Here is an 18926-nt window from a genome sequence, read left to right as displayed (position 1 = left end):
CGGATTCCGGCGGGGCCACGGTCGTCTCGTGCGAGCGGGCTAGTTCTCGCCCTCCGGCGCACCGGCCGGGCGACCGGCGGCCCGGCGGCGCGGGCGCGACCGCGGCGGGACCGCGGCCGGGGCCAGCTCATCGAGGTTGAAGGCGGGCTTCTGGGCCTGGTCCGAGCTGGAGAGCACGAACACGGCGCTCGAGCTGTCGGCGGCCGGAGCGGTCACCGTGCGCGCCACCCGGCGGCGAGCCGGACGACGACCCGCCGGGGCCGTCTGCGCACCGGAGGCGGCCTGCGCCTCCTCCACCGTCACCGCGGCCTCGGCCGCGGCGGCCAGAGCGTCGGTGGCGGCCAGTTCGTCGGCGGCCGCCGATGCGGCAGCGGTCGGCTGGGAGGTGCCGTTGGTGTGCGGCGCACCCTGGGGCGCAGCGCTTTCCGCGGCGTCCTCGACCTCGGTCGCCGCATCGGCCGCGATGGCGGCCTCGGCGGCGGCGTTCTCGGCCTCCCGCACGATGGTGGACTCGGCGGCCGCGACCTCGGCCACGCTCGCCGACTCACCCTCGGCCAGCACCGTATTCGCGGCATCGGCCGCGGCGACCGCATCCTCCTCGGCCGCGTGCGCAGCCTCCTCGGTGGCGTGCGCGGCCATGGCCATGGCGACCGGGTGGGCACGCTTGGCAGCGGCCTTCTCCGCCTGCTGCTCGTGGTTCTCGTGCTTGTCGGCCTTCTCCTCGACCACCGGCTCGACGGCCGGGGCCTCGGCGGCGGCATTGCGGTCCTTGCGACGGCGACGCGAACCCTCGCGACGGCCCACGCCCTCACCGCTGTCCCCGGCCGGAGCCGACGACTCGACGGGGTAGTTGTGCACCAGGATGCCGCGGCCGTGGCAGGTCTCACACGTGGTGGAGAACGCCTCGACCAGGCCGGTGCCCAGCTTCTTGCGGGTCATCTGGACCAGGCCCAGCGAGGTGACCTCGGAGACCTGGTGGCGGGTGCGGTCGCGGCCCAGAGCCTCGGTCAGGCGGCGCAGCACCAGATCGCGGTTGGACTCGAGCACCATGTCGATGAAGTCGACGACGATCATGCCGCCGATATCGCGCAACCGCATCTGGCGCACGATCTCCTCGGCCGCCTCCAGGTTGTTGCGGGTCACGGTCTCTTCGAGATTGGACCCGCCCGACCCGGTGAACTTGCCGGTGTTGACGTCGATGACGGTCATGGCCTCGGTGCGGTCGATCACCAGGGTGCCGCCGGAGGGCAGCCACACCTTGCGGTCGAGCGCCTTGGCCAACTGCTCGTCGATGCGCAGGCTGCCGAACACGTCGACGCCGGCGCCCTCGTAGCGCTCGACGCGGGCCAGCATGTCGGGGGCAACGGTGCGGACGTAGTTCTCGACCGTCGTCCAGGCGCGCTCGCCCTCGATGATCAGCTTGGAGAAGTCCTCGTTGAACAGGTCGCGCACGACCTTGACCAACAGGTCCGGCTCCTCGTACAGGGTCTTCGGCGCACCGGAACCCTGCTTGGACTGATCCTCGATGGTGCGCCAGGTCGCCTGCAGCCGTTCGACATCGCGGGCCAGCTCCGGCTCGGAGACGCCCTCCGACGCGGTGCGGATGATGACGCCCGCGTCCTGCGGGACGATGTCGCGCAGGATCTCCTTGAGCCGCTTGCGCTCGGTGTCGGGCAGCTTGCGGGAGATGCCGGTGGAGGTGCCGCCCGGCACGTACACCAGGAAGCGACCGGCCAGACTGATCTGCGTGGTCAGGCGGGCGCCCTTGTGGCCCACCGGATCCTTCGAAACCTGCACCAGCACGGTGTCACCGGGCTTGAGCGCCTGCTCGATCTTGCGCTCCTTGCCGCCCAGACCGGCGGCCTCCCAGTTCACCTCGCCCGCGTACAGCACGCCGTTGCGGCCGCGGCCGATGTCGACGAACGCCGCCTCCATCGAGGGCAGCACGTTCTGCACCTTGCCCAGGTAGACGTTGCCGACCATGGACGCGGAACCGGTCGAGGTCACGAAGTGCTCGACCAGGATGTTGTCCTCTAGCACCGCGACCTGGGTGGTGGAGGTCGGGTGTTCGGCGAAGTGCTTCTCGCGCACCACCATCACCCGGTCCACCGCCTCACGGCGGGCCAGGAACTCCGACTCGGTCAGGATCGGCGGGCGGCGGCGGCCGGCCTCGCGACCGTCGCGGCGGCGCTGGCGCTTGGCCTCCAGGCGGGTCGAACCGCTGATGCCCTGCACCTCGTCGACGTCCTTGGCGGCGGCGCGGCGCTTGCTGCGCGGCTCGCGCTCGTGCACGACGGTGTTCGGCGGATCGTCGTCGGCGACCTCGGGCTCGTTGTCCTCGCCACCCTTGCGGCGACGACGGCGACGGCGGCGACGGCTGCTCGAACCCTCCGGCACGGCGGCCGAATCGTCCTCGTCGTCGGTCTCGGTGTCGGCGGATTCGGCCGACTCGTCCTCGCCCTCGGCCTGCTCGTCACCGTCGAGATCGTCGGTGTCGTTCTCGCCGTGTTGTTCGCCGCGACCACGGCCGCGGCCGCGGCGGCCCCGGCGGCGACGCCGCGAGGTGCCCTCACCGCGCTGCTCGCGGTCCTCGCCGTCCCAGTCGCCCTCGTCCTCGGTGTCCTCGGACGCGGTCTCCTCGGTGACGGCCTTGGCGGTCACGGTCTTGGTCGGCTTGGCCTCGGCCAGCTTCGCCTCGACCGGCTTCTGCTCGGCCTGCTCCTCGCGGGCGGCCTTGCGCTCGGCGCGCTCGGTGCGGCGCTGGCGGCGGGCCTCCTCGGCGGCCGCGGCGTCCGGCGCCTGGAACAGCGGCGCCGCGAAGACGGGGGCGGCCGGCGCCTGGTACTGCACCGGCTCCTCGACCTGCGGGGTGCTCTGGAACGGGCTGGCGAACAGGGTGGTCTGCTTGGTCGCCGGGACAGCCGCCTCGGCGGTCTCGGCCGCCTCCACCTCTTCGGCCGCGATCTCGTCGGCGGCCCGGTCGTCACCCGCGGCGATGGCGGCGTCGACGGTGGTCTCGGCGATCGGCGCCGGCCCGGCGGGGCTGGGGTCGGCCTCGACGTCACGCGGGCCGAAGGCGTCGCGCACGGTTTCGGCGACGGTGCGGTCCAGGCTCGATTGCGGGCTTCGCGCCTGCGCGCCCATCTCGGTCAGGTGGGCCAGGATTCGTTTGCTGGTGGTGCCCAGCAGCTTCGCCAGTGCGTGCACTCGGATCCGTTCCGGCAACTGTTCGGCGGCCGGGGTGAGCTGAGCGTCCTCCCCTTCGCCATTGCTCTGCGATGCTTCCAGCGGCTCTTGATCGGCCACGAAATCTCCTCGGGGCCCCCGGGCGCGCTCCTCTCAGGAGTGACGCGGCCGTCGCGGGGGCGCTGTCTTGTCGGCCTCACGCCCGCGGGCATGAGATCGTAAGTCTTCGCGCCGTGTGGCCCGTTATCACCGGTATCTCGTCGTTCGGGCTAACTGGTCACGTGGCGCCTGGTTGGTTGGCTCAACTCCGTGTCACGAGCGTTCATCCAGCGTGCCTGCCGGCGGCCGAGTCTTGGTAGCCGTCGGCGGCAGCGATGATCGTCCGTCGCTCCGCGGTGTCAATTCGAAGGTGGCTGACGCGCGCCGCAAACGGCCCGCGTCGGTCACTTCCAGAGCCAGTATCCCACACCACGTCGGGGCGTCGTGCCCACGCGGCCCGGAGCGGGCCTCGCGAGTCTCGCGGGCGGCCGCTGATTCCGGGGTCCGGGGGTGGGCCCCCGGACCTATCGGTGGAGAGAGTGGGGGCAAACAACCCCCGAAGATCAGTGGGCGAAGCCGGGGAACCAGATGTCGATCTCGCGCTTGGCGGACTCGGGCGAGTCGGAGCCGTGCACCAGGTTGTACTGGGTCTCGAGGGCGTAGTCGCCGCGGATGGAGCCGGGAACGGCCTTCTCGACCGGGTCGGTGCCGCCGGCGATCTGACGGAAGGCGGGGACGGCGCGCTCACCCTCGAGCACGATCGCGATGACCGGGCCGGAGGTGATGAATTCGATCAGGGAGCCGAAGAACGGGCGCTCGCGGTGCTCGGCGTAGTGCTGGACCGCGATCTCCTCGGAGACGTTCACCTGCTTCAGGGCCGCGATCTTGAGGCCCTTGCGCTCGATGCGAGTGATGATCTCGCCAACGAGGCCGCGGGCCACGCCGTCGGGCTTGATGAGTACCAACGTCTGCTCAGTCACGGCGCAACTCTAACCGCCGGTAGCTCACCAGGAAAAACGCAGACCGGACGGATGGCCCGGTCTGCCCTGAATATACGAGTCGATCAAGCCTGGGACATGCGCTGGCTGGGCAGTTGACCCGCCTCCATGCGCTTCTTCACATCGGCGCGCAGGAACAGGACGAAAGCCCAGACGGCGACGAAGACCACGCCGATGATCAGGATCGACAGGTGGATGAACCCGCCGAGCAGCAGCGCCACCTGGAGAGCCAGGTTGAACGGGATGGCCCAGGGACGGCGCTGCACGCCCGCGCCCAGGAACATGATCACGGCCAGGCCGACGACGTAGAGGATCGACCACCAGCGCAGGCCGCCGCCGACCGCGCTGATCACCGGCAGCGCGAGCAGCACGGTGATGGCCTCCAGGACCAGGGTCCCGGCCATGACGCCGCGCAGGCCCTTCCACGGGTCGGTCGCGGGCGGCGGCACCTGGCCGTCCGGAACCCCGCCGTCGCCCTCCGGAACCTGGGCCTTGGCGTCCTCGGTCATGCGGGATCCTTTCCGAACAGGCTGCGGGCGGACCCGGCGGTGACCACCGAGCCGGTGATGACTATGCCCGCGCCCGAGACCAATTCGCCGTCCTCCCCGCCCTCGGCGAGTGCGATGGCGGTTTCGATGGCGTCGGCCAGATCGTTGGCCACGGCCACGCGTTCGTCGCCGAACCGCTGCACGGCCAGGTTGGCCAGATCCTCGACGGGCAGGGCGCGCGGGGAACCGTTCTCGGTGACGACGATCTCGTCGAAGATGGGTTCCAGGGCGTCGAGGATGCCGCCGGCGTCCTTGTCTCCCAGTACCGCGATCACGCCTACCAGTTTGCGGAAATCGAATTCGCTTGTCAGCGTGGCCGCCAGTGCCTGCGCGCCGTGCGGATTGTGCGCGGCGTCGATGAAGATGGTGGGCGCGCTGCGCATGCGCTCCATCCGGCCGGGGCTGACGGCATTGGCGAAACCGGCTCGGACAGCGTCGATGTCGAGCTGCCGGGACGCGCCCGCGCCGAAGAACGCCTCGACCGCGGCCAGCGCCAGCACCGCGTTGCGGGCCTGGTGCTCACCGTGCATGGGCAGGAAGATGTCGTCGTAGACGCCGCCGAGGCCCTGGAGTTCGAGCATCTGGCCGCCGATGGCGACGCGGCGCGAGACCACCTGGAACTCCGAGCCTTCGCGCGCGACCGCGGCGTCGACCTCGACGGCGCGGCGCAGCAGGACGTCCATGACCTCGGGTTCCTGCTGGGCGATGATGGCGACGGTGTCGCGCGGCGACAGTTCGTCTTCCGGTGCCCGCTTGATGATTCCGGCCTTCTCCCCCGCGATGGAGGTGAGGTCGGGGCCCAGATAGTCGGTGTGGTCCAACCCGATCGGGGTGATGACGGCGACCTGGCCGTCGATCACATTGGTGGCGTCCCAGCGCCCGCCCATGCCGGTCTCGACCACGGCCACGTCGACCGGCGCCTCGGCGAAGGCGGCGTAGGCCATGCCGGTGAGCACCTCGAACTTGGACATGGCCGGGCCGCCCGCGGCCTGGGACTGCTTGTCCACCAACTCGATATAGGGCAGCAGTTCCCGGTACACCTCGACGTAGCGGCCGGGTGTGATGGGCGCGTTGTCGATGGCGATGCGCTCGGTGGCCAGCTGCAGGTGCGGGCTGGTGATGCGCCCGGTGCGCCGGTGCAGCGCGGTGAGCAGCGCGTCGATCATGCGGGTGACCGAGGTCTTGCCATTGGTGCCCGCGATATGGATGGCCGGGTAGGACTGCTGGGGCGAGCCCAGCAGATCCATCAGCGTGGAGATGCGAACCAGCGACGGCTCGATCTTGGTCTCCGGCCAGCGCTTGTCGAGTTCGGCCTCGACCAGCGCCATTTCGGCGAGATCCACCGGCGAGGTGCCCATCGGGCTCAGCGAGCCCTCCGCGTACTGGCGCTCCGGTTCGTCGTTCACTTGGCGGCCAGCTTGGTGATCTCGGCGAGGCGGGCGGTGATGCGCTCGACATCGCTCTCGGCGATCTCCTTGCGCGCCTTGATCTTCTCGACCACCGCGTCGGGGGCCTTGGCCAGGAAGGCCTCGTTGCCGAGCTTGCCGTTGGTGCCCGCGAGCTCCTTCTGCGCGGCGGCGAGGTCCTTCTCCAGGCGGCGGCGCTCGGCGTCGAGGTCGACCGTGCCGGAGGTGTCGATCTCGACGGTCACCGTGGCATTGGTCAGGCGCACCTCGAGCGAGGCGGTGACGGCGAAGTCGTCGCCCGCCGCGGTGAGCCGGGCCAGGTTGGCGATGCTCGGCTCCTGGCCGGGCAGGTCGGCGGCGTCGATGCCGACCAGCTTGGCGGCCACCTTCTGGCTGTCGGCCAGGCCCTGGTCGGCGCGGAAGCGGCGGATCTCGGTGATCAGCTTCTGGGTGTCCGAGATGCGGCGGGCCGCAACCTCATCGGCGTCAGCACCGGAGACGGCGGGCCAGGCCGAGACCACGATGGACTCGCCCGCCGCGCCCTCGGTCAGTGCCTGCCACAGGGTTTCGGTGACGAACGGGACGGCCGGGTGCAGCAGGCGCAGCACGGCGTCGAGCACATTGCCGAGCACGATGCGGGTGTTGGCGGCGCGCTCCTCGGACTCGGCGAACTGGACCTTCGCCAATTCCAGGTACCAGCTGCAGAATTCGTCCCACGCGAAGTGGTACAGGCCCTCGAGTGCCTTGCTGAACTCGTAGCGGTCCAGAGCGCCGTCGACCTCGGCGATGACCTCGTCGAGACGGTCCAGGATCCAGCGGTCGGTGTCGGTGAGGGTCTCGCGCGCGGGCAGCTCACCCGGCTGCGCACCGTTCATGAGCGCGAACTTGGTGGCGTTGAACAGCTTGGTGATGAAGCTGCGCGAGGCCGTCACGTGCGGGGTGCCGACCGACAGGTCGCCGCCGGGCTGCGCGCCGCGCGCGAGGGTGAATCGGGTGGCGTCCGCGCCGTATTCGTTGATCCAGTCCAGCGGGTCGATGCCGTTGCCGCGCGACTTGGACATCTTCTTGCCGAACTCGTCGCGAATCAGGCCGTGCAGGAACACATCCTGGAACGGGACCTGCTTCTGGTTCGGGTCCTTGCCCGCGGTGAGCACCGCGTCGTCGGAGACGAACATGCCGAACATCATCATCCGGGCGACCCAGAAGAAGAGGATGTCGTAGCCGGTCACCAGCACGCTGGTCGGATAGAACTTGGCCAGTTCGGGGGTGGCGTCGGGCCAGCCCATGGTGGAGAACGGCCACAGGCCCGAGGAGAACCAGGTGTCGAGCACGTCCGGGTCCTGGACGTAGCCCTCGGGGGCCTGCTCGTCCGGGCCGACGCAGACGATCTCGCCCTCGGGGCCGTACCAGATCGGGATGCGGTGACCCCACCACAGCTGGCGCGAGATGTTCCAGTCGTGCATGTTGTCGACCCACTCGAACCAGCGCGGTTCCTGGCTGGCCGGGTGAATCTTGACGTCGCCGTTGCGGACCGCGTCGCCGGCGGCCTTGGCGATGCCCTCGACCTTCACCCACCACTGCATGGACAGGCGGGGTTCGATGGGCTCGCCGGAGCGCTCGGAGTGGCCGACCTGATGCAGGTAGGGGTACTTGCGGCCGACCACGCGGCCCTCGGCCTCGAGCCGCTCGCGGATCTTGAGGCGGGCCTCGAAGCGGTCCATACCGTCGAATTCGGTTCCGCTGTCGGCGATCTTGCCGGTCTTGTCCATGATCGTCGGCATGGGCAGGTTGTGGCGCAGGCCGAGCTCGAAGTCGTTGGGGTCGTGCGCGGGAGTGATCTTGACCGCGCCGGAACCGAATTCGGGATCCACGTAGTCGTCGGCGACGATCGGGATCTGGCGGCCGGTGATCGGGTGGTAGAGCGTGGTGCCGACCAGATGCTTGTAGCGCTCGTCGTCGGGGTGCACGGCCACCGCGGTGTCGCCGAGCATGGTCTCCACACGGGTGGTGGCCACGATCACGTGCGGCTCATCGTCGTTCAGCGAGCCGTAGCGCAGCGAGACGAGCTCGCCCTCGACCTCCTTGTGGTCCACCTCGAGGTCGGAGATGCCGGTCTGCAGCACCGGCGACCAGTTCACCAGGCGCTCGGCGCGGTAGATAAGGCCCGCGTCGAAGAGGCGCTTGAAGATGGTCTGCACGGCGCGGGACAGCCCGTCGTCCATGGTGAAGCGGTCGCGGCTCCAGTCGACGCCGTCGCCGAGGCGGCGCATCTGGCCCTGGATCTGGCCGCCGGACTCGCGCTTCCAGTCCCAGACCTTGTCCACGAACAGTTCGCGGCCGAAGTCTTCCTTGGTCTTGCCGTCCACGGCGAGCTGCTTCTCCACCACGGTCTGGGTGGCGATGCCCGCGTGGTCCATGCCCGGCAGCCACAGCACCTCGAAGCCCTGCATGCGCTTGCGGCGGGTGAGCAGGTCCATGAGGGTGTGGTCGAGGGCGTGGCCCATGTGCAGGGTGCCGGTGACGTTCGGCGGGGGCAGCACGATCGAGTAGGCGGGCTTGGCGCTGCTCGGATCGGCGGTGAAGTAACCGGCGGCTACCCAGCGCTCGTACAGGTCGGCCTCTACATCGCTGGGGTTCCAGCTCTTGGGGAGGGCATCGGCACGATTACGCGGGTTCTCAGAGGCTGCGCTGGTCACCGGTCGATTCTAAGGGCTGGGATTATCACCCAACGACCGGGTTTTTAGTAGGCCCAATTCGCGGGGCCGAGGCGGGCTCCGGGTGGGCCGCGGCGGAGGGGCCGAGACCTGCCAGAGGCAAGCCGAAGGGCGAGGCTTCCGGCGGATGAGGGACGCTGGAAGCCTCGCCCTCATTGGCCAGACTACCGCCGTTTCCGGCCCGGCTCCCGGATCCAAAGGAAGTTCTCAGGTTCTGGCCCAAATCGGCCAGGGTAGACCAGGATTCGTTGCATCTACGTTGCGTCCGCCGCACCGTTTCCGCGTCGCAATAGCGCCATTGCGGGACGGGCCGCGGGTAGCCTGTGGTCCATGAATCCGATTGTCGCGCGGGTGATGTCGACCGTCGTCGGCCAGCTGGGCAACCCGCACGGCCTGCTGGGCAAGGTCGTGGCCTATTCGCTCAACCGCGGCAATCGCCCCATGATCGAGGCCGCCGTCGCCGCGGCGGAGGTCAGCGCCGTCGACGCCGCGGCGGACCTCGGCTTCGGTGGCGGCATCGGCCTGACCCTGCTGCTCGAGCGCGTCGGCGCGACCGGCACGGTGACCGGCGTGGAGCTGTCCCCGGACATGCTCACCCGGGCCCGCTCGGCCTTCGCCTCCGACGTCGCCGAGGGTCGCCTGAAGCTGATCGAGGGATCGCTGACCGAACTACCCCTCCCCGACGCCTCCCTCGATGCCGTAATCACCTGCAACACCATCTATTTCGTGCCGGAACTGGACCGGGCCTGTGCGGAGATGGCCCGGGTTCTGAAGCCCGGCGGCCGCCTGGTGATCGGCATCGGCGATCCGGATGTCATGACCAAGATGCCTTTCGCCCCATACGGTTTCACCCTCCGCCCGGTGGCCGAGGTGACCGACGCCCTGAAGCGCGCCGGTCTCACCGTCGATCACCGGGACGTGCCGAACAAGCCGATTCCCGGCCATCTGCTGATCGGCCGCCCCGCGTAGCGGCCTGTGATGCCCGCGTAGCAGCCTGTCCCGTTTGCCCGGTCAGGGCACGTGTCGAAGGCCACTCCTCTCTGCTCGAGTGAGGTGACTCGCTTAGCTCTTGCCACGGCTACCTGCGGTGATGTGTTCTGGCTATCCGGCTGGCGCCAGTCGTCTCCAGTTCATCGCAGTACCGAGACAGCTCCCCGAGGGACACCGTCCCACCGCTGGAAAGCGAGTCACCATGCGAGTTCGAACCCTTGCCGCATCCGCCGCCCTGCTGACCGGCTTCGCCATTGCCGGACTGGCCGTGAGCGGAACCGCTTCCGCCGCAACCCCCTTCGTCATCCCGCAGATCGGCGCGGCCGGTGTGGAGCTCTCTCCCGGCGAGACGCAGTCCCTGGCGAACAGCCCGGCTCCGGCGTTGGTCGATCGATTCGCGCCGCCCGGGGCCGTGACCGTCCTGCTCGAACCGGATTCGAAGCTGCCGCAGGACGAGGACTACATCTACGCGGATATGCCCACGATCGTCGGGGAGGCCGCGGCGCACCCGAACGGTTCGGTGGATCTGGTCGTCGACTCGGAGGGACTGGCGGTCGTCCAGGTCTGGTAGCCCTCCCCCGTCATCCCGGCACGTTCTTGGCCGGGATCCACACCAACTGCGCACCAGCGGTTTTCACTGTGGATCCCGGCCAAAAGCACGCCGGGATGACGGGGTGATGATCAGGGAACGAGCACGTCCAGTGCGTCCGGGTGGGCGCGGAACAGGGCCGGGAGCAAGCCCACCGGATCGCCGTCGGCGGTGGCGGGTGCGCCGGGGGCCGTGAGGCGGAATTCGCGGGCCTTGTACTGGACCATGGCCGGGTGGTCGACGCGCTTGCCGGAGGACAGGGCCGGGAGCAGGCGGATCATCTCCAGCCGGGACATTGCCCCCACGACGGTCAGGTCGAGCAGGCCGTCGTCGATGATCGCGTCCGGGGCGACGAGCATGCCGCCGCCGTAGGTGCGGGTGTTGCCGACGGCGACCATGACCGCGTCGAGGTCGATGACCGTGCCGTCCGGGTGGTCCGGTGAGCCGGTGAGTTCGATGCGGTAGGGCACGGCCAGTTTGCCGACGAGTTCGATCAGCGCGGCGACCGTGTAGCGCATCGGGCCGTTGGGCCAGCGCAAGGCGTTGGCGCGCAGGGTGACTCGCGCATCGAGGCCGGTGCCCGTGACGGTGGCGAACCAGATGGAGCGACCGGATTCCTCGGTCTCGACGGTGCCGAGGTCGATGGCGCGGGTCTTGCCGCCGAGCACCGTGGTCACCGCCGCGGCGGTGTCGTCCGGGATGCCCAGTTCGCGGGCCAGGTCGTTGCCGGTGCCGCCGGGGACCAGGCCCAGGGGGACGCCGGTGCCGACGAGGGCCTGCAGCACCACGCAGGTCAGGCCGTCGCCGCCCGCGGCCACGACGGCGTCGGGCCGGTTGTCCGGGTCGGCGAGGGCCTTGCGGACCAGCCGCTCGGTGTCGGCGGCGGAGTCGCCTTGGATCGTGGTGACCCGGACGTCGTGCCCGGCGAACAGGTTCGCGGCTTCGACGGCGACCAGTGCGCCCTTGCCGTGACCGGAGAGCGGGTTGGTCACCAGGGCGATGGAGCGGATGGTTCTCACGGAATCAGCTTCCCAGGGTTGAGGATTCCGGACGGGTCGACCGCGTTCTTCACCGCGCGCAGCACCTGGACGCCGAGATCGCCGATCTCGTCGGTCATCCACGGCTTGTGGTCGGCGCCGATGGCGTGGTGGTGGGTGATGGTGCCGCCCGCGGCCACGATGGCGTCGCCCGCGGCCTGTTTGGCCTTGGCCCACTGCGCGATCGGGTCCGCGGCCTGCTTGCCGACCACGGTGAAGTACAGCGACGCGCCGGTCGGGTAGGTGTGCGAGATGTGGCACATGACCAGTGCCGGGGTGCCCTGCGCGGTGAGCGTATCGGTCAGCGCGGCGGTCACTTTCGCTTTAAGGTTGGCGAGATTGGCCCAGCTGGTGGCGGTTTCGAGGGTTTCGCACAGCACGCCGACGTCGAGCAGCGCGTCGCGTAGGTAGGGGGCGGCGAAGCGGCCGTGCTCCCATTCCTGGGCCGGGCCCTCGCCGAGGGCGGTGCCGCCGGCGGCGGTGAGCAGTTCGCTCGCCTCGGCCTGACGGGCGGCGACGTGAGCGGCCGTGCCCTCGAAGGTGGTGACGGCCAGGCAGCCGCCGACGGCCGCGCCGCCGATGTCCCCGGCGCGGGCCAGGTTCAGTCCGGTCTCTGCCTCGTCGGACAGGCGCATGACGGTAGGGGCGGCCCCGGCCTGGATGACGGTGCGCAGGGCGGCCGCGCCGGTGGCGAAGTCGGGGAACGACCAGGCCTGGTAGCCGGTGGTCTCCGGGATCGGGTGCACGCGCAGGGTGACCGCGGTGATGATGCCGAGGGTGCCCTCCGAGCCGGAGAACAGCTCGCGCAGGTCGGGCCCGGCGGCGGAGGCGGGGGCGCGACCCAGGTCGAGTTCGCCCGCGGGGGTGGCGATTCGGAGGCGCTGGATCATGTCGTCGAAGCGCCCGTATCCGGCCGAGGCCTGCCCCGAGGAGCGGGTGGCCGCGAAGCCGCCGATGGTGGCGAATTCGAAGCTCTGCGGGAAGTGGCCCAGCGAAAGGCCGTGGCGGGCAAGCAGTTCCTCGGCCTGCGGGCCGGACAGGCCCGCGCCCAGGGTGACGGTGCCGCTGACCGGGTCGAGGTCGGTGAGGGTGTCGAGGCGGCCGAGATCGATGGCGATGACGGCCGGGAAGCGGCCGCGCGCGGGATCGAGTCCGCCGACGACGCTGGTGCCGCCGCCGAACGGAACGACCGCGATTCCCTTGGCGGAGCAGTACTTCAGCAGCGCGAGGACCTCGGCGTGATCGGCCGGGAAGACGACGGCGTCGGGGGCGTCCTGCTCACCTTCGGCGCGGCGGCGCAGCAGATCCGGCGTGGATTTGCCGCCCGCCCGCAGCAGGCGGTCGCGGTGGTCGATCGACAGATTCTCGGCTCCGACCACCGCGACGAGCCCGGCGTGCTGTTCCGGCGTGAGCGCCGAGGCGCGCAGCGGCACGTCGCCCTCATCGCGACGGGTCACCGGCTCGCCGGACACCCCGAATACCTGCGCGAGCAGTCCCCGAATCTGCTCGGACAACGGCTTGTGTCCGGCTGGGGAGCCCCAGGCGTCCCACACCATACTCGCGCGGACCTGCGGCTCGCCCGGGTTTTCTGTAAGGCCACTGCCCGTGGATGCGGAGGCTGCTTGTGCGTCGACCATGCGTTACAGTCTGACATAGAATGTCAAGCAGTAACGACAACTACTCTCCGGTGGTGGCATCCATGAGTTCGACCGAACCATCCTCCGCCGTCGATCGAGCCATCCTCGACGCGGCCCGCGCCTGCGTGGCCGAATTCGGCGTGCGGCGCACCACCCTCACCGAGGTGGCCCGGCGCGCCGGGGTCAGCCGGCCGACCGTCTACCGGCGCTGGCCCGACACCGGGTCACTGGTGGCGGACCTGCTGGTGCGGGAGCTACGCGAGATCATCGCCGATACCTCGCCTTCCACCGGCAGCGCGCGCGAGCGGCTGGTCGGCGCGATCGTGGGCGGCGGAGCGGCTATCCGCCGGAATCCGCTGTTCGCCAAGATCTTCCGCGCCGATACCGACATCATGCTCACCTACGTCTTCGAGCGCCTGGGCCGCAACCAGCGCGCCCTGATCGAGCTGTTCGCCGCCGCCATCCGAGAAGGCCAGGCCGACAGCTCGATTCGCCCGGGCGACCCGGACCAGCTCGCCGCCATGCTCCTGCTCATCGCCCAGTCCGCGGTCCAGTCAGCGGGCACCTTCGCCCCCGTCCTCGACTCCGACCACCTCGACATCGAACTCACCCGAGCCCTCCACGGCTACCTCACCCCCGACTGAGCGCCTGGTCGAAGTCCTCCTCGTCATTCCGGCGTGTTTTGGCCGGAATCCACCCGGCAAGCATGGATCCCGGCCAAAAGCACGCCGGGATGACAATCGGAACTTCTGTTGAGGCGCTTGGTTCCACAGGTTTACCGCTGCTGCACTCGAAAGGTCTGACTATGGCTACCAATACGACTCGGGGAGACTCGGCGCTCAATGCGGGGCGGCGGCAGCGGGAGTTACGGCAGCTCGGGGACGGCGGTGATATCGATGTGCTGGTGATCGGCGGTGGAATCACCGGTGCCGGTGTGGCTTTGGACGCGGCCGCGCGCGGGCTGCGGACGGTCCTGGTGGAGAAGCACGACTTCGCGTTCGGGACCAGCCGGTGGAGTTCCAAGCTGGTGCACGGCGGGTTGCGGTATCTGGCCAGCGGCGGGGTGGGGATCGCGCATGAGAGCGCGGTCGAGCGCGACATTCTGCTGACCCGGACCGCACCGCATCTGACCCGGGCGCTGCCGCAGGTGGTGCCGCTGCTGCCGAGCATCGGTACGGCGCAGAAGCTGTTGGTGCGCACCGGATTCCTCGCGGGCGATGTGCTGCGCCGGGCGGCGGGCACCCCGGTATCGGTGCTGCCGCGCTCACGGCGGGTGGCCGCGGCGGAGGCGTTGCGGCTGGCCCCGACCGTGCGGCGGGCCGGACTGCGCGGCGGATTGCTCGCATGGGACGGGCAATTGGTGGATGACGCGCGACTGGTGGTGGCCATTGCCCGCACCGCCGCGCGGGAAGGTGCGTCGGTGCTGACCCGGGTCGAGGCCATGAATGTCACCGGTACGTCGGCCACGCTGCGGGACACGCTGACCGGCGAAACCCTGGACGTGACAGCGCGTTCGGTGGTGAATGCCGCCGGTGTGTGGGCCGATCAGGTGGATCCGAGCATCGAACTACGCCCCTCACGCGGCACCCACCTGGTCTTCGACGCGGCGGCCTTCGGCGGCCTCACCGCCTCGCTGACCGTCCCGATCCCGGGCAGCACCAGCCGTTTCATCTTCGCGTTCCCGGCCGCGCACAACCGGGTCTACCTGGGCCTCACCGACGAGGAAGCGCCCGGCCCGGTGCCGGACGTCCCGCACGCCACCGACGCCGAGATCGACTTCCTCCTCGACACCGTCAACACCGTGCTCCGAGAGCCGCTGAGCCGCGGCGATATTCGCGGCACCTTCGCGGGCCTGCGCCCGCTGCTGCGCACCGGCGACAACTCCACCGCCGACATCTCCCGCGAACACGCGGTCCTCACCTCGCCCACCGGCGTGATCACCGTGGTCGGCGGCAAGCTCACCACCTACCGCAAGATGGCCGAGGACGCCGTGGACGCCGCCGTTGCCCACGCACACCTGGCTGCGGCCCCCTGCCGCACCCGCCAATTGCCCCTGGTCGGCGCGGTCTCCGGCGCGGCCCGCGACGCCATCCAGGCCCCGCCGCGCCTGGTCGAGCGCTACGGCAGCGAGGCCACGACGGTCCTCGCCCTGGCCGACCAGCATCCGTCGCTGGCCGCCGAGGTCGCCCCCGGGATGGATGTCACCGCCGCCGAATTCACCTTCGCGGTCACCCACGAGGCCGCGCTGGACGAGTCCGACCTCCTCGACCGCCGCACCCGCATCGGCCTCGTCGCCGAGGACCGCAAGGCCGCCGAACCGGCCGCGCTCGCCGCACTCGACTGACCGAGGTCAGCCGAAGACGTTGCAGCCGGAGCCGGTGGAGATGCCGGTGCCCACGTGGATGTCGACGTAGGGGAAGACGTCCTCGCGGTCGGGGTGGTACTGCCAGATCTGTAGGCGGTGCTGCCCGGTGGTGGTGGGTGTCCAGCGGATCTGGGCCAGTGCGCCCGACGGCCTGGCGACGCCGATGGGGACCTTGTTGTCGTAGAAGACGACCGGAGTACTCGGGTCATCCACGTATCCGTCGAGGTCGTAGCTGCATCCGGTGCCGTAGTTGCTGGCCATGCCGAAGCTGATGCCCGGGTCTATGCCGATCCGGGTGGCCGTCGCGCCGGCGGGGGCGGCCAGTCCGGCGACGGTCGCGAGCGCGGCGCAACCGACCGCGGCCGCGGTGGTGGTCCTGGTGATCGTGCCCATCATGGTTCGGTCCTCATCGGTGATGCCGGGCCCGGTAGCACCGGCACGATGCCTCGATCCTCACCCGTAGCTTCCGGCTATGGGTGGCATTGCGGCAATCTGGCGGGATCCGTGTCGCCGCGGCTGATCAAGTGTCGCTGCGGGACGGTGTGGAACGGTCCTATGCTTGGCTGCGATGTTGTGAGCGCCGGGAGAGGGAGGCGCGGATGGGTCGAATTCCGACGACGGTCGGGTTGATACCGGGGGCGGGGCTGGTAGCCCGGTTCGGGAACGTGGTCATCTTCCTGGTCGGCGAAAGCCCTTCCACGGAACGGATTATCGGAGCCGCCGAGACCGCGGCCACGGCCGCCGATCCCGGTGTCGCGCTCGCGCAGCGCCTGGCGGCGACCGTGTTCAGCAGCGGTTCCGCACAGCCGCCCGCCTTCGGGGTGGTCGCGCCGACCGCGGGCGGGATTCTGGTGCTGTTGCGGGGTGCGGTGACGGCCGCGGTGGATGGGCCGGAGGGTGCGCACCGCATGTCCGGGGAGCGCGCCATGACCTGGGCCGACGAGATCGTTCGGGACCCGGTGCGGCAGCTCACCGTGGCCGCCGACGGCGCGCGCGGCGAGATCGCGCACACCGATCTGCGCTCCGGGGTCGTGGTGGGCGGAGGGTTCGTCCTGCACGCCCCGGTGTCGGGCCTGAACGCGCCGCGCGCGAGCGAGACCAAACCCAAGTCCGCGGAGGCTTCCGAGTCCGCCCAGACTCCCAGCCCGGCACCCGAGCCGACCCGCCGCGCCCCGACGCCAACGCCCTCGCACACGAGATTCTCGGGCCCGCTCGCCGCGCCGGAAGCCGAATCCGGTCGTGGCCAACCGGTTACGACGCCGCCCGAGCCCGCGGCGGAGCCGGAGAATCCGCGTGTCGTCGCGACGACCCCCGCTCCCGGATCCCGATTGGCGGGCGACGGCGGACCGGACCTCGCGAAATCACCCGCGAAAACCGCTGCGCCCGTTCCCGCTTCGAGCAAGCCGAATCGCCGCGACGACCGTCCGAACCCGGAGGATCAGCCCCCGACCGCCGCCTACGTCGCGGAGGTCGAGGAGGAGCCCCAGCCGCGCGGCTCGTCCGGTCCGCCACCGCCCACCACCTCGGCGATGGCCGCGGCGGGCGGCGCGCTGACCAGCACCGAGGGTGCGGTGTATCCCCTCGATCGGCCGTATGTGATCGGCCGGGACCCCATGATCGACGAGGCGGTGCGCCGAGCGGTGGCCTCCCCCATCGTCATCGCCCGCGACCGCCACGTATCGCGTGTGCACGCACGGGTTTTCATCGAGAACGGCCTGGTCTACGTCCGCGACGCGGGCACGCCCGGCGGCACGTTCGTGGCGGCTCCCGGTGCGGCGGACTGGGTTCGGGTAGGCCAGCGGCCGATGGAGTTGAAGATCGGTTGGAGCCTGCGCATCGGCGAGCGGATACTCACCTACCGCACCGGCTGAGGCCTCACCCCTGTAGCGACGACCAGTCTCCTCGCTGTAAGTCGTTGCGGGAGAACGGGTTGATCTCCTTGCGGGCTCGGACGGCCTGCTGTGCGGCGGCCACGTCGGTCGGGTGGTGGCCGAGGACGATCGCGCCGACCGCCCGGCCCTGGGAGAGGATCAGGCGGCGGTAGGACTTCTGGAAGGCGCGGTCCACGACGATGACCTCGTCGCGCTGCCCCGGCTCGACCTGGCCGATGCTGAACAGTTCCAGGCCGACGCCCTTGAGGATGGTCGCGGGCGTCTCCGCGGTCAGGACCTGGTCGCCGCCGAGGGCGTTGACGGCCGCCGCCTGCGCCTGTTCGGCCGCGATCGGCCAGAGTCCGAGCACCCGGTCGCGATGCTCGGCCACGTCACCGGCCGCGTAGACGTGCGGTGCGGCGGTGCGCATGCGGTCGTCGACGAGAATGCCGCGGCGGACCGGGATTCCGGCCCGCTGCGCGAGATCCGTATTGGGGCGGATGCCGATGGAGGCCAGGAAGACCTCGCAGGGAACGGCGGTGCCGTCCTTCAGGATGGCGGCGGCGACCGGGCTCACGCCATTCGCCGGGCTCGCCGATCCAGCCGGCACACCGGCGTGACCGTGCCCACGGGCGTCGGAAATCCCTGCCAGAGCGGCCGTCTCGGCGCGGTGGCGGACCTCTATCCCCGCGCGGGTGAAGTGGTCCAGCACGATGGCGGAGGCGCGGCGGTCGAGCTGCTTGCTCAGCAGGCGCTCACCCCGCTCCAGCACGGTGACATGTAATCCCAACTGGTGCAGCGCATACGCCGCTTCCAGGCCGAGCAGGCCGCCGCCCGCGACCACCGCGCGGCTGCACCGGTGCCGCTGGGCGTAGGCGCGGATCTGAATGGCGTCGCCCGCTTCGCGCAGCACGAAGCTGCCGGGCCGGTGCAGTCCGTCGATCTCCGGCAGCGCCGCCGAGGCTCCCGTCGCGATGATCAGCCGGTCGTAGGGCAGCACATCGCCGGTACCGAGGTGGACGCGCTGCGCGCGCGGATCCAGGTGGGTGGCAAGGGTATTGAGCCACGGGTGGATGCGGTGCTCCTCGTACCACTGCTCGGGCAGCAGGTGCAGGCCCTGCATGGCGGAGCGGCCGGGGATCAGGCGGGAGATGCCCATGCGGTTGTAGAAGTCGTGGGATTCGCGGCCGACCAGATGGATTTCGCAGTCCGGATGGCCACGGCGCAGGAAGTCGGCGGCGGTGACGCCCGCGATGCCGTTGCCGAGGACGACCAGGCTCACGAGGGAGCGGTCGAAACTGGCCGGGCGCGCGCCGATTCCGTGGCCGGGCTCGGGGGTGAGGGCGACCCGGACGCCGCCGCCATTGACGCGGGCGCAGCAGGCCATACGGGTGTTGTCGGCGAAACCCAGTCGCCGCAAGGTGTTCTGCTCATCGCCGGTGGGTTCGCAGAGTTGCCCCGCGCCCTCGAGGATGGCGACGGGGTCCGCGCCGCACACGCCCATGCGGCAGCCCGATTCCAGCGGCAGGCCCGCCTTCTCGGCGAG

General features: G+C 70.4%; 14 protein-coding genes. 5 read left to right on the top strand and 9 right to left on the bottom strand.

Annotated elements, in window-relative coordinates; genetic code table 11:
* Positions 1-39: 39 nt before the first annotated feature.
* From ON43_RS10270 to ON43_RS10250, 5 genes are all read right to left on the bottom strand, one after another.
* Positions 40-3306 carry a translation initiation factor IF-2 N-terminal domain-containing protein gene (locus ON43_RS10270; RefSeq protein ID WP_040806189.1) on the bottom strand — a complete coding sequence of 1089 codons (3267 nt, stop codon included), beginning with the start codon at positions 3304-3306 and terminating at the stop codon, positions 40-42.
* Positions 3307-3788: 482 nt separating this feature from the next.
* Positions 3789-4205, bottom strand: coding sequence for a nucleoside-diphosphate kinase (gene ndk, locus ON43_RS10265; RefSeq protein WP_040806188.1), 417 nt, complete (start codon positions 4203-4205; stop codon positions 3789-3791).
* Positions 4206-4288: 83 nt separating this feature from the next.
* On the bottom strand, positions 4289-4732 hold the full coding sequence (locus tag ON43_RS10260) for a DUF4233 domain-containing protein (protein ID WP_051178239.1): 444 nt from the start codon (positions 4730-4732) through the stop codon (positions 4289-4291).
* Positions 4729-6177: a bifunctional tetrahydrofolate synthase/dihydrofolate synthase gene (gene folC / locus ON43_RS10255; protein ID WP_444543738.1), complete on the bottom strand. Its 1449-nt coding sequence runs from the start codon at positions 6175-6177 to the stop codon at positions 4729-4731. The genes ON43_RS10260 and folC overlap by 4 nt, the downstream gene beginning before the upstream one ends.
* The gene (locus tag ON43_RS10250; protein WP_040806186.1) at positions 6174-8873 is read right to left on the bottom strand and encodes a valine--tRNA ligase; all 2700 of its coding nucleotides are present in this window, start codon (positions 8871-8873) and stop codon (positions 6174-6176) included. The genes folC and ON43_RS10250 overlap by 4 nt, the downstream gene beginning before the upstream one ends.
* Positions 8874-9221: 348 nt before the next feature.
* Here ON43_RS10250 and ON43_RS10245 point away from each other — a divergent pair, with 348 nt between their 5' ends.
* Together ON43_RS10245 and ON43_RS10240 are read left to right on the top strand one after the other, a co-directional pair.
* Positions 9222-9860, top strand: a complete 639-nt coding sequence (locus tag ON43_RS10245) for a class I SAM-dependent methyltransferase (RefSeq protein WP_040806184.1) — start codon at positions 9222-9224, stop codon at positions 9858-9860.
* Positions 9861-10083: 223 nt separating this feature from the next.
* On the top strand, positions 10084-10452 hold the full coding sequence (locus tag ON43_RS10240; protein ID WP_040806181.1) for a hypothetical protein: 369 nt from the start codon (positions 10084-10086) through the stop codon (positions 10450-10452).
* 110 nt (positions 10453-10562) lie between these two features.
* Here ON43_RS10240 and ON43_RS10235 read toward each other — a convergent pair whose 3' ends face one another.
* Together ON43_RS10235 and ON43_RS10230 are read right to left on the bottom strand one after the other, a co-directional pair.
* Positions 10563-11489, bottom strand: a complete 927-nt coding sequence (locus tag ON43_RS10235; RefSeq protein ID WP_063712519.1) for a diacylglycerol/lipid kinase family protein — start codon at positions 11487-11489, stop codon at positions 10563-10565.
* Positions 11486-13063: an FAD-binding oxidoreductase gene (locus ON43_RS10230; RefSeq protein WP_051178238.1), complete on the bottom strand. Its 1578-nt coding sequence runs from the start codon at positions 13061-13063 to the stop codon at positions 11486-11488. The genes ON43_RS10235 and ON43_RS10230 overlap by 4 nt, the downstream gene beginning before the upstream one ends.
* A 143-nt stretch (positions 13064-13206) precedes the next feature.
* Between ON43_RS10230 and ON43_RS10225 the strand changes: the two genes are divergently transcribed.
* Entirely contained in the window at positions 13207-13788 is a 582-nt protein-coding gene (locus ON43_RS10225) for a TetR/AcrR family transcriptional regulator (protein WP_040806176.1), read from the top strand.
* Positions 13789-13949: 161 nt separating this feature from the next.
* A complete protein-coding gene (locus tag ON43_RS10220; RefSeq protein WP_040806174.1) occupies positions 13950-15488 on the top strand; it encodes a glycerol-3-phosphate dehydrogenase/oxidase in 1539 nt (512 codons plus the stop codon).
* Positions 15489-15494: 6 nt separating this feature from the next.
* Here ON43_RS10220 and ON43_RS42360 read toward each other — a convergent pair whose 3' ends face one another.
* A complete protein-coding gene (locus tag ON43_RS42360; RefSeq protein ID WP_051178237.1) occupies positions 15495-15905 on the bottom strand; it encodes a hypothetical protein in 411 nt (136 codons plus the stop codon).
* Between the two features lie 203 nt (positions 15906-16108).
* Here ON43_RS42360 and ON43_RS10210 point away from each other — a divergent pair, with 203 nt between their 5' ends.
* Positions 16109-17380 (top strand): FHA domain-containing protein, encoded by a 1272-nt coding sequence (locus ON43_RS10210; RefSeq protein ID WP_083913295.1) that lies wholly within the window; start codon positions 16109-16111, stop codon positions 17378-17380.
* A 4-nt stretch (positions 17381-17384) separates the two neighbouring features.
* Here ON43_RS10210 and ON43_RS10205 read toward each other — a convergent pair.
* On the bottom strand, positions 17385-18926 hold a 1542-nt coding region (locus ON43_RS10205), incomplete at its 5' end, for an FAD-dependent oxidoreductase (protein ID WP_040806169.1).

It is taken from the genome of Nocardia concava NBRC 100430, from assembly GCF_000308815.1.
GTDB classification, from domain to species: Bacteria; Actinomycetota; Actinomycetes; order Mycobacteriales; family Mycobacteriaceae; genus Nocardia; species Nocardia concava.
Note: the sequence above shows the minus strand (reverse complement) of the source record. Positions and strands in the feature narration are given on the sequence as shown.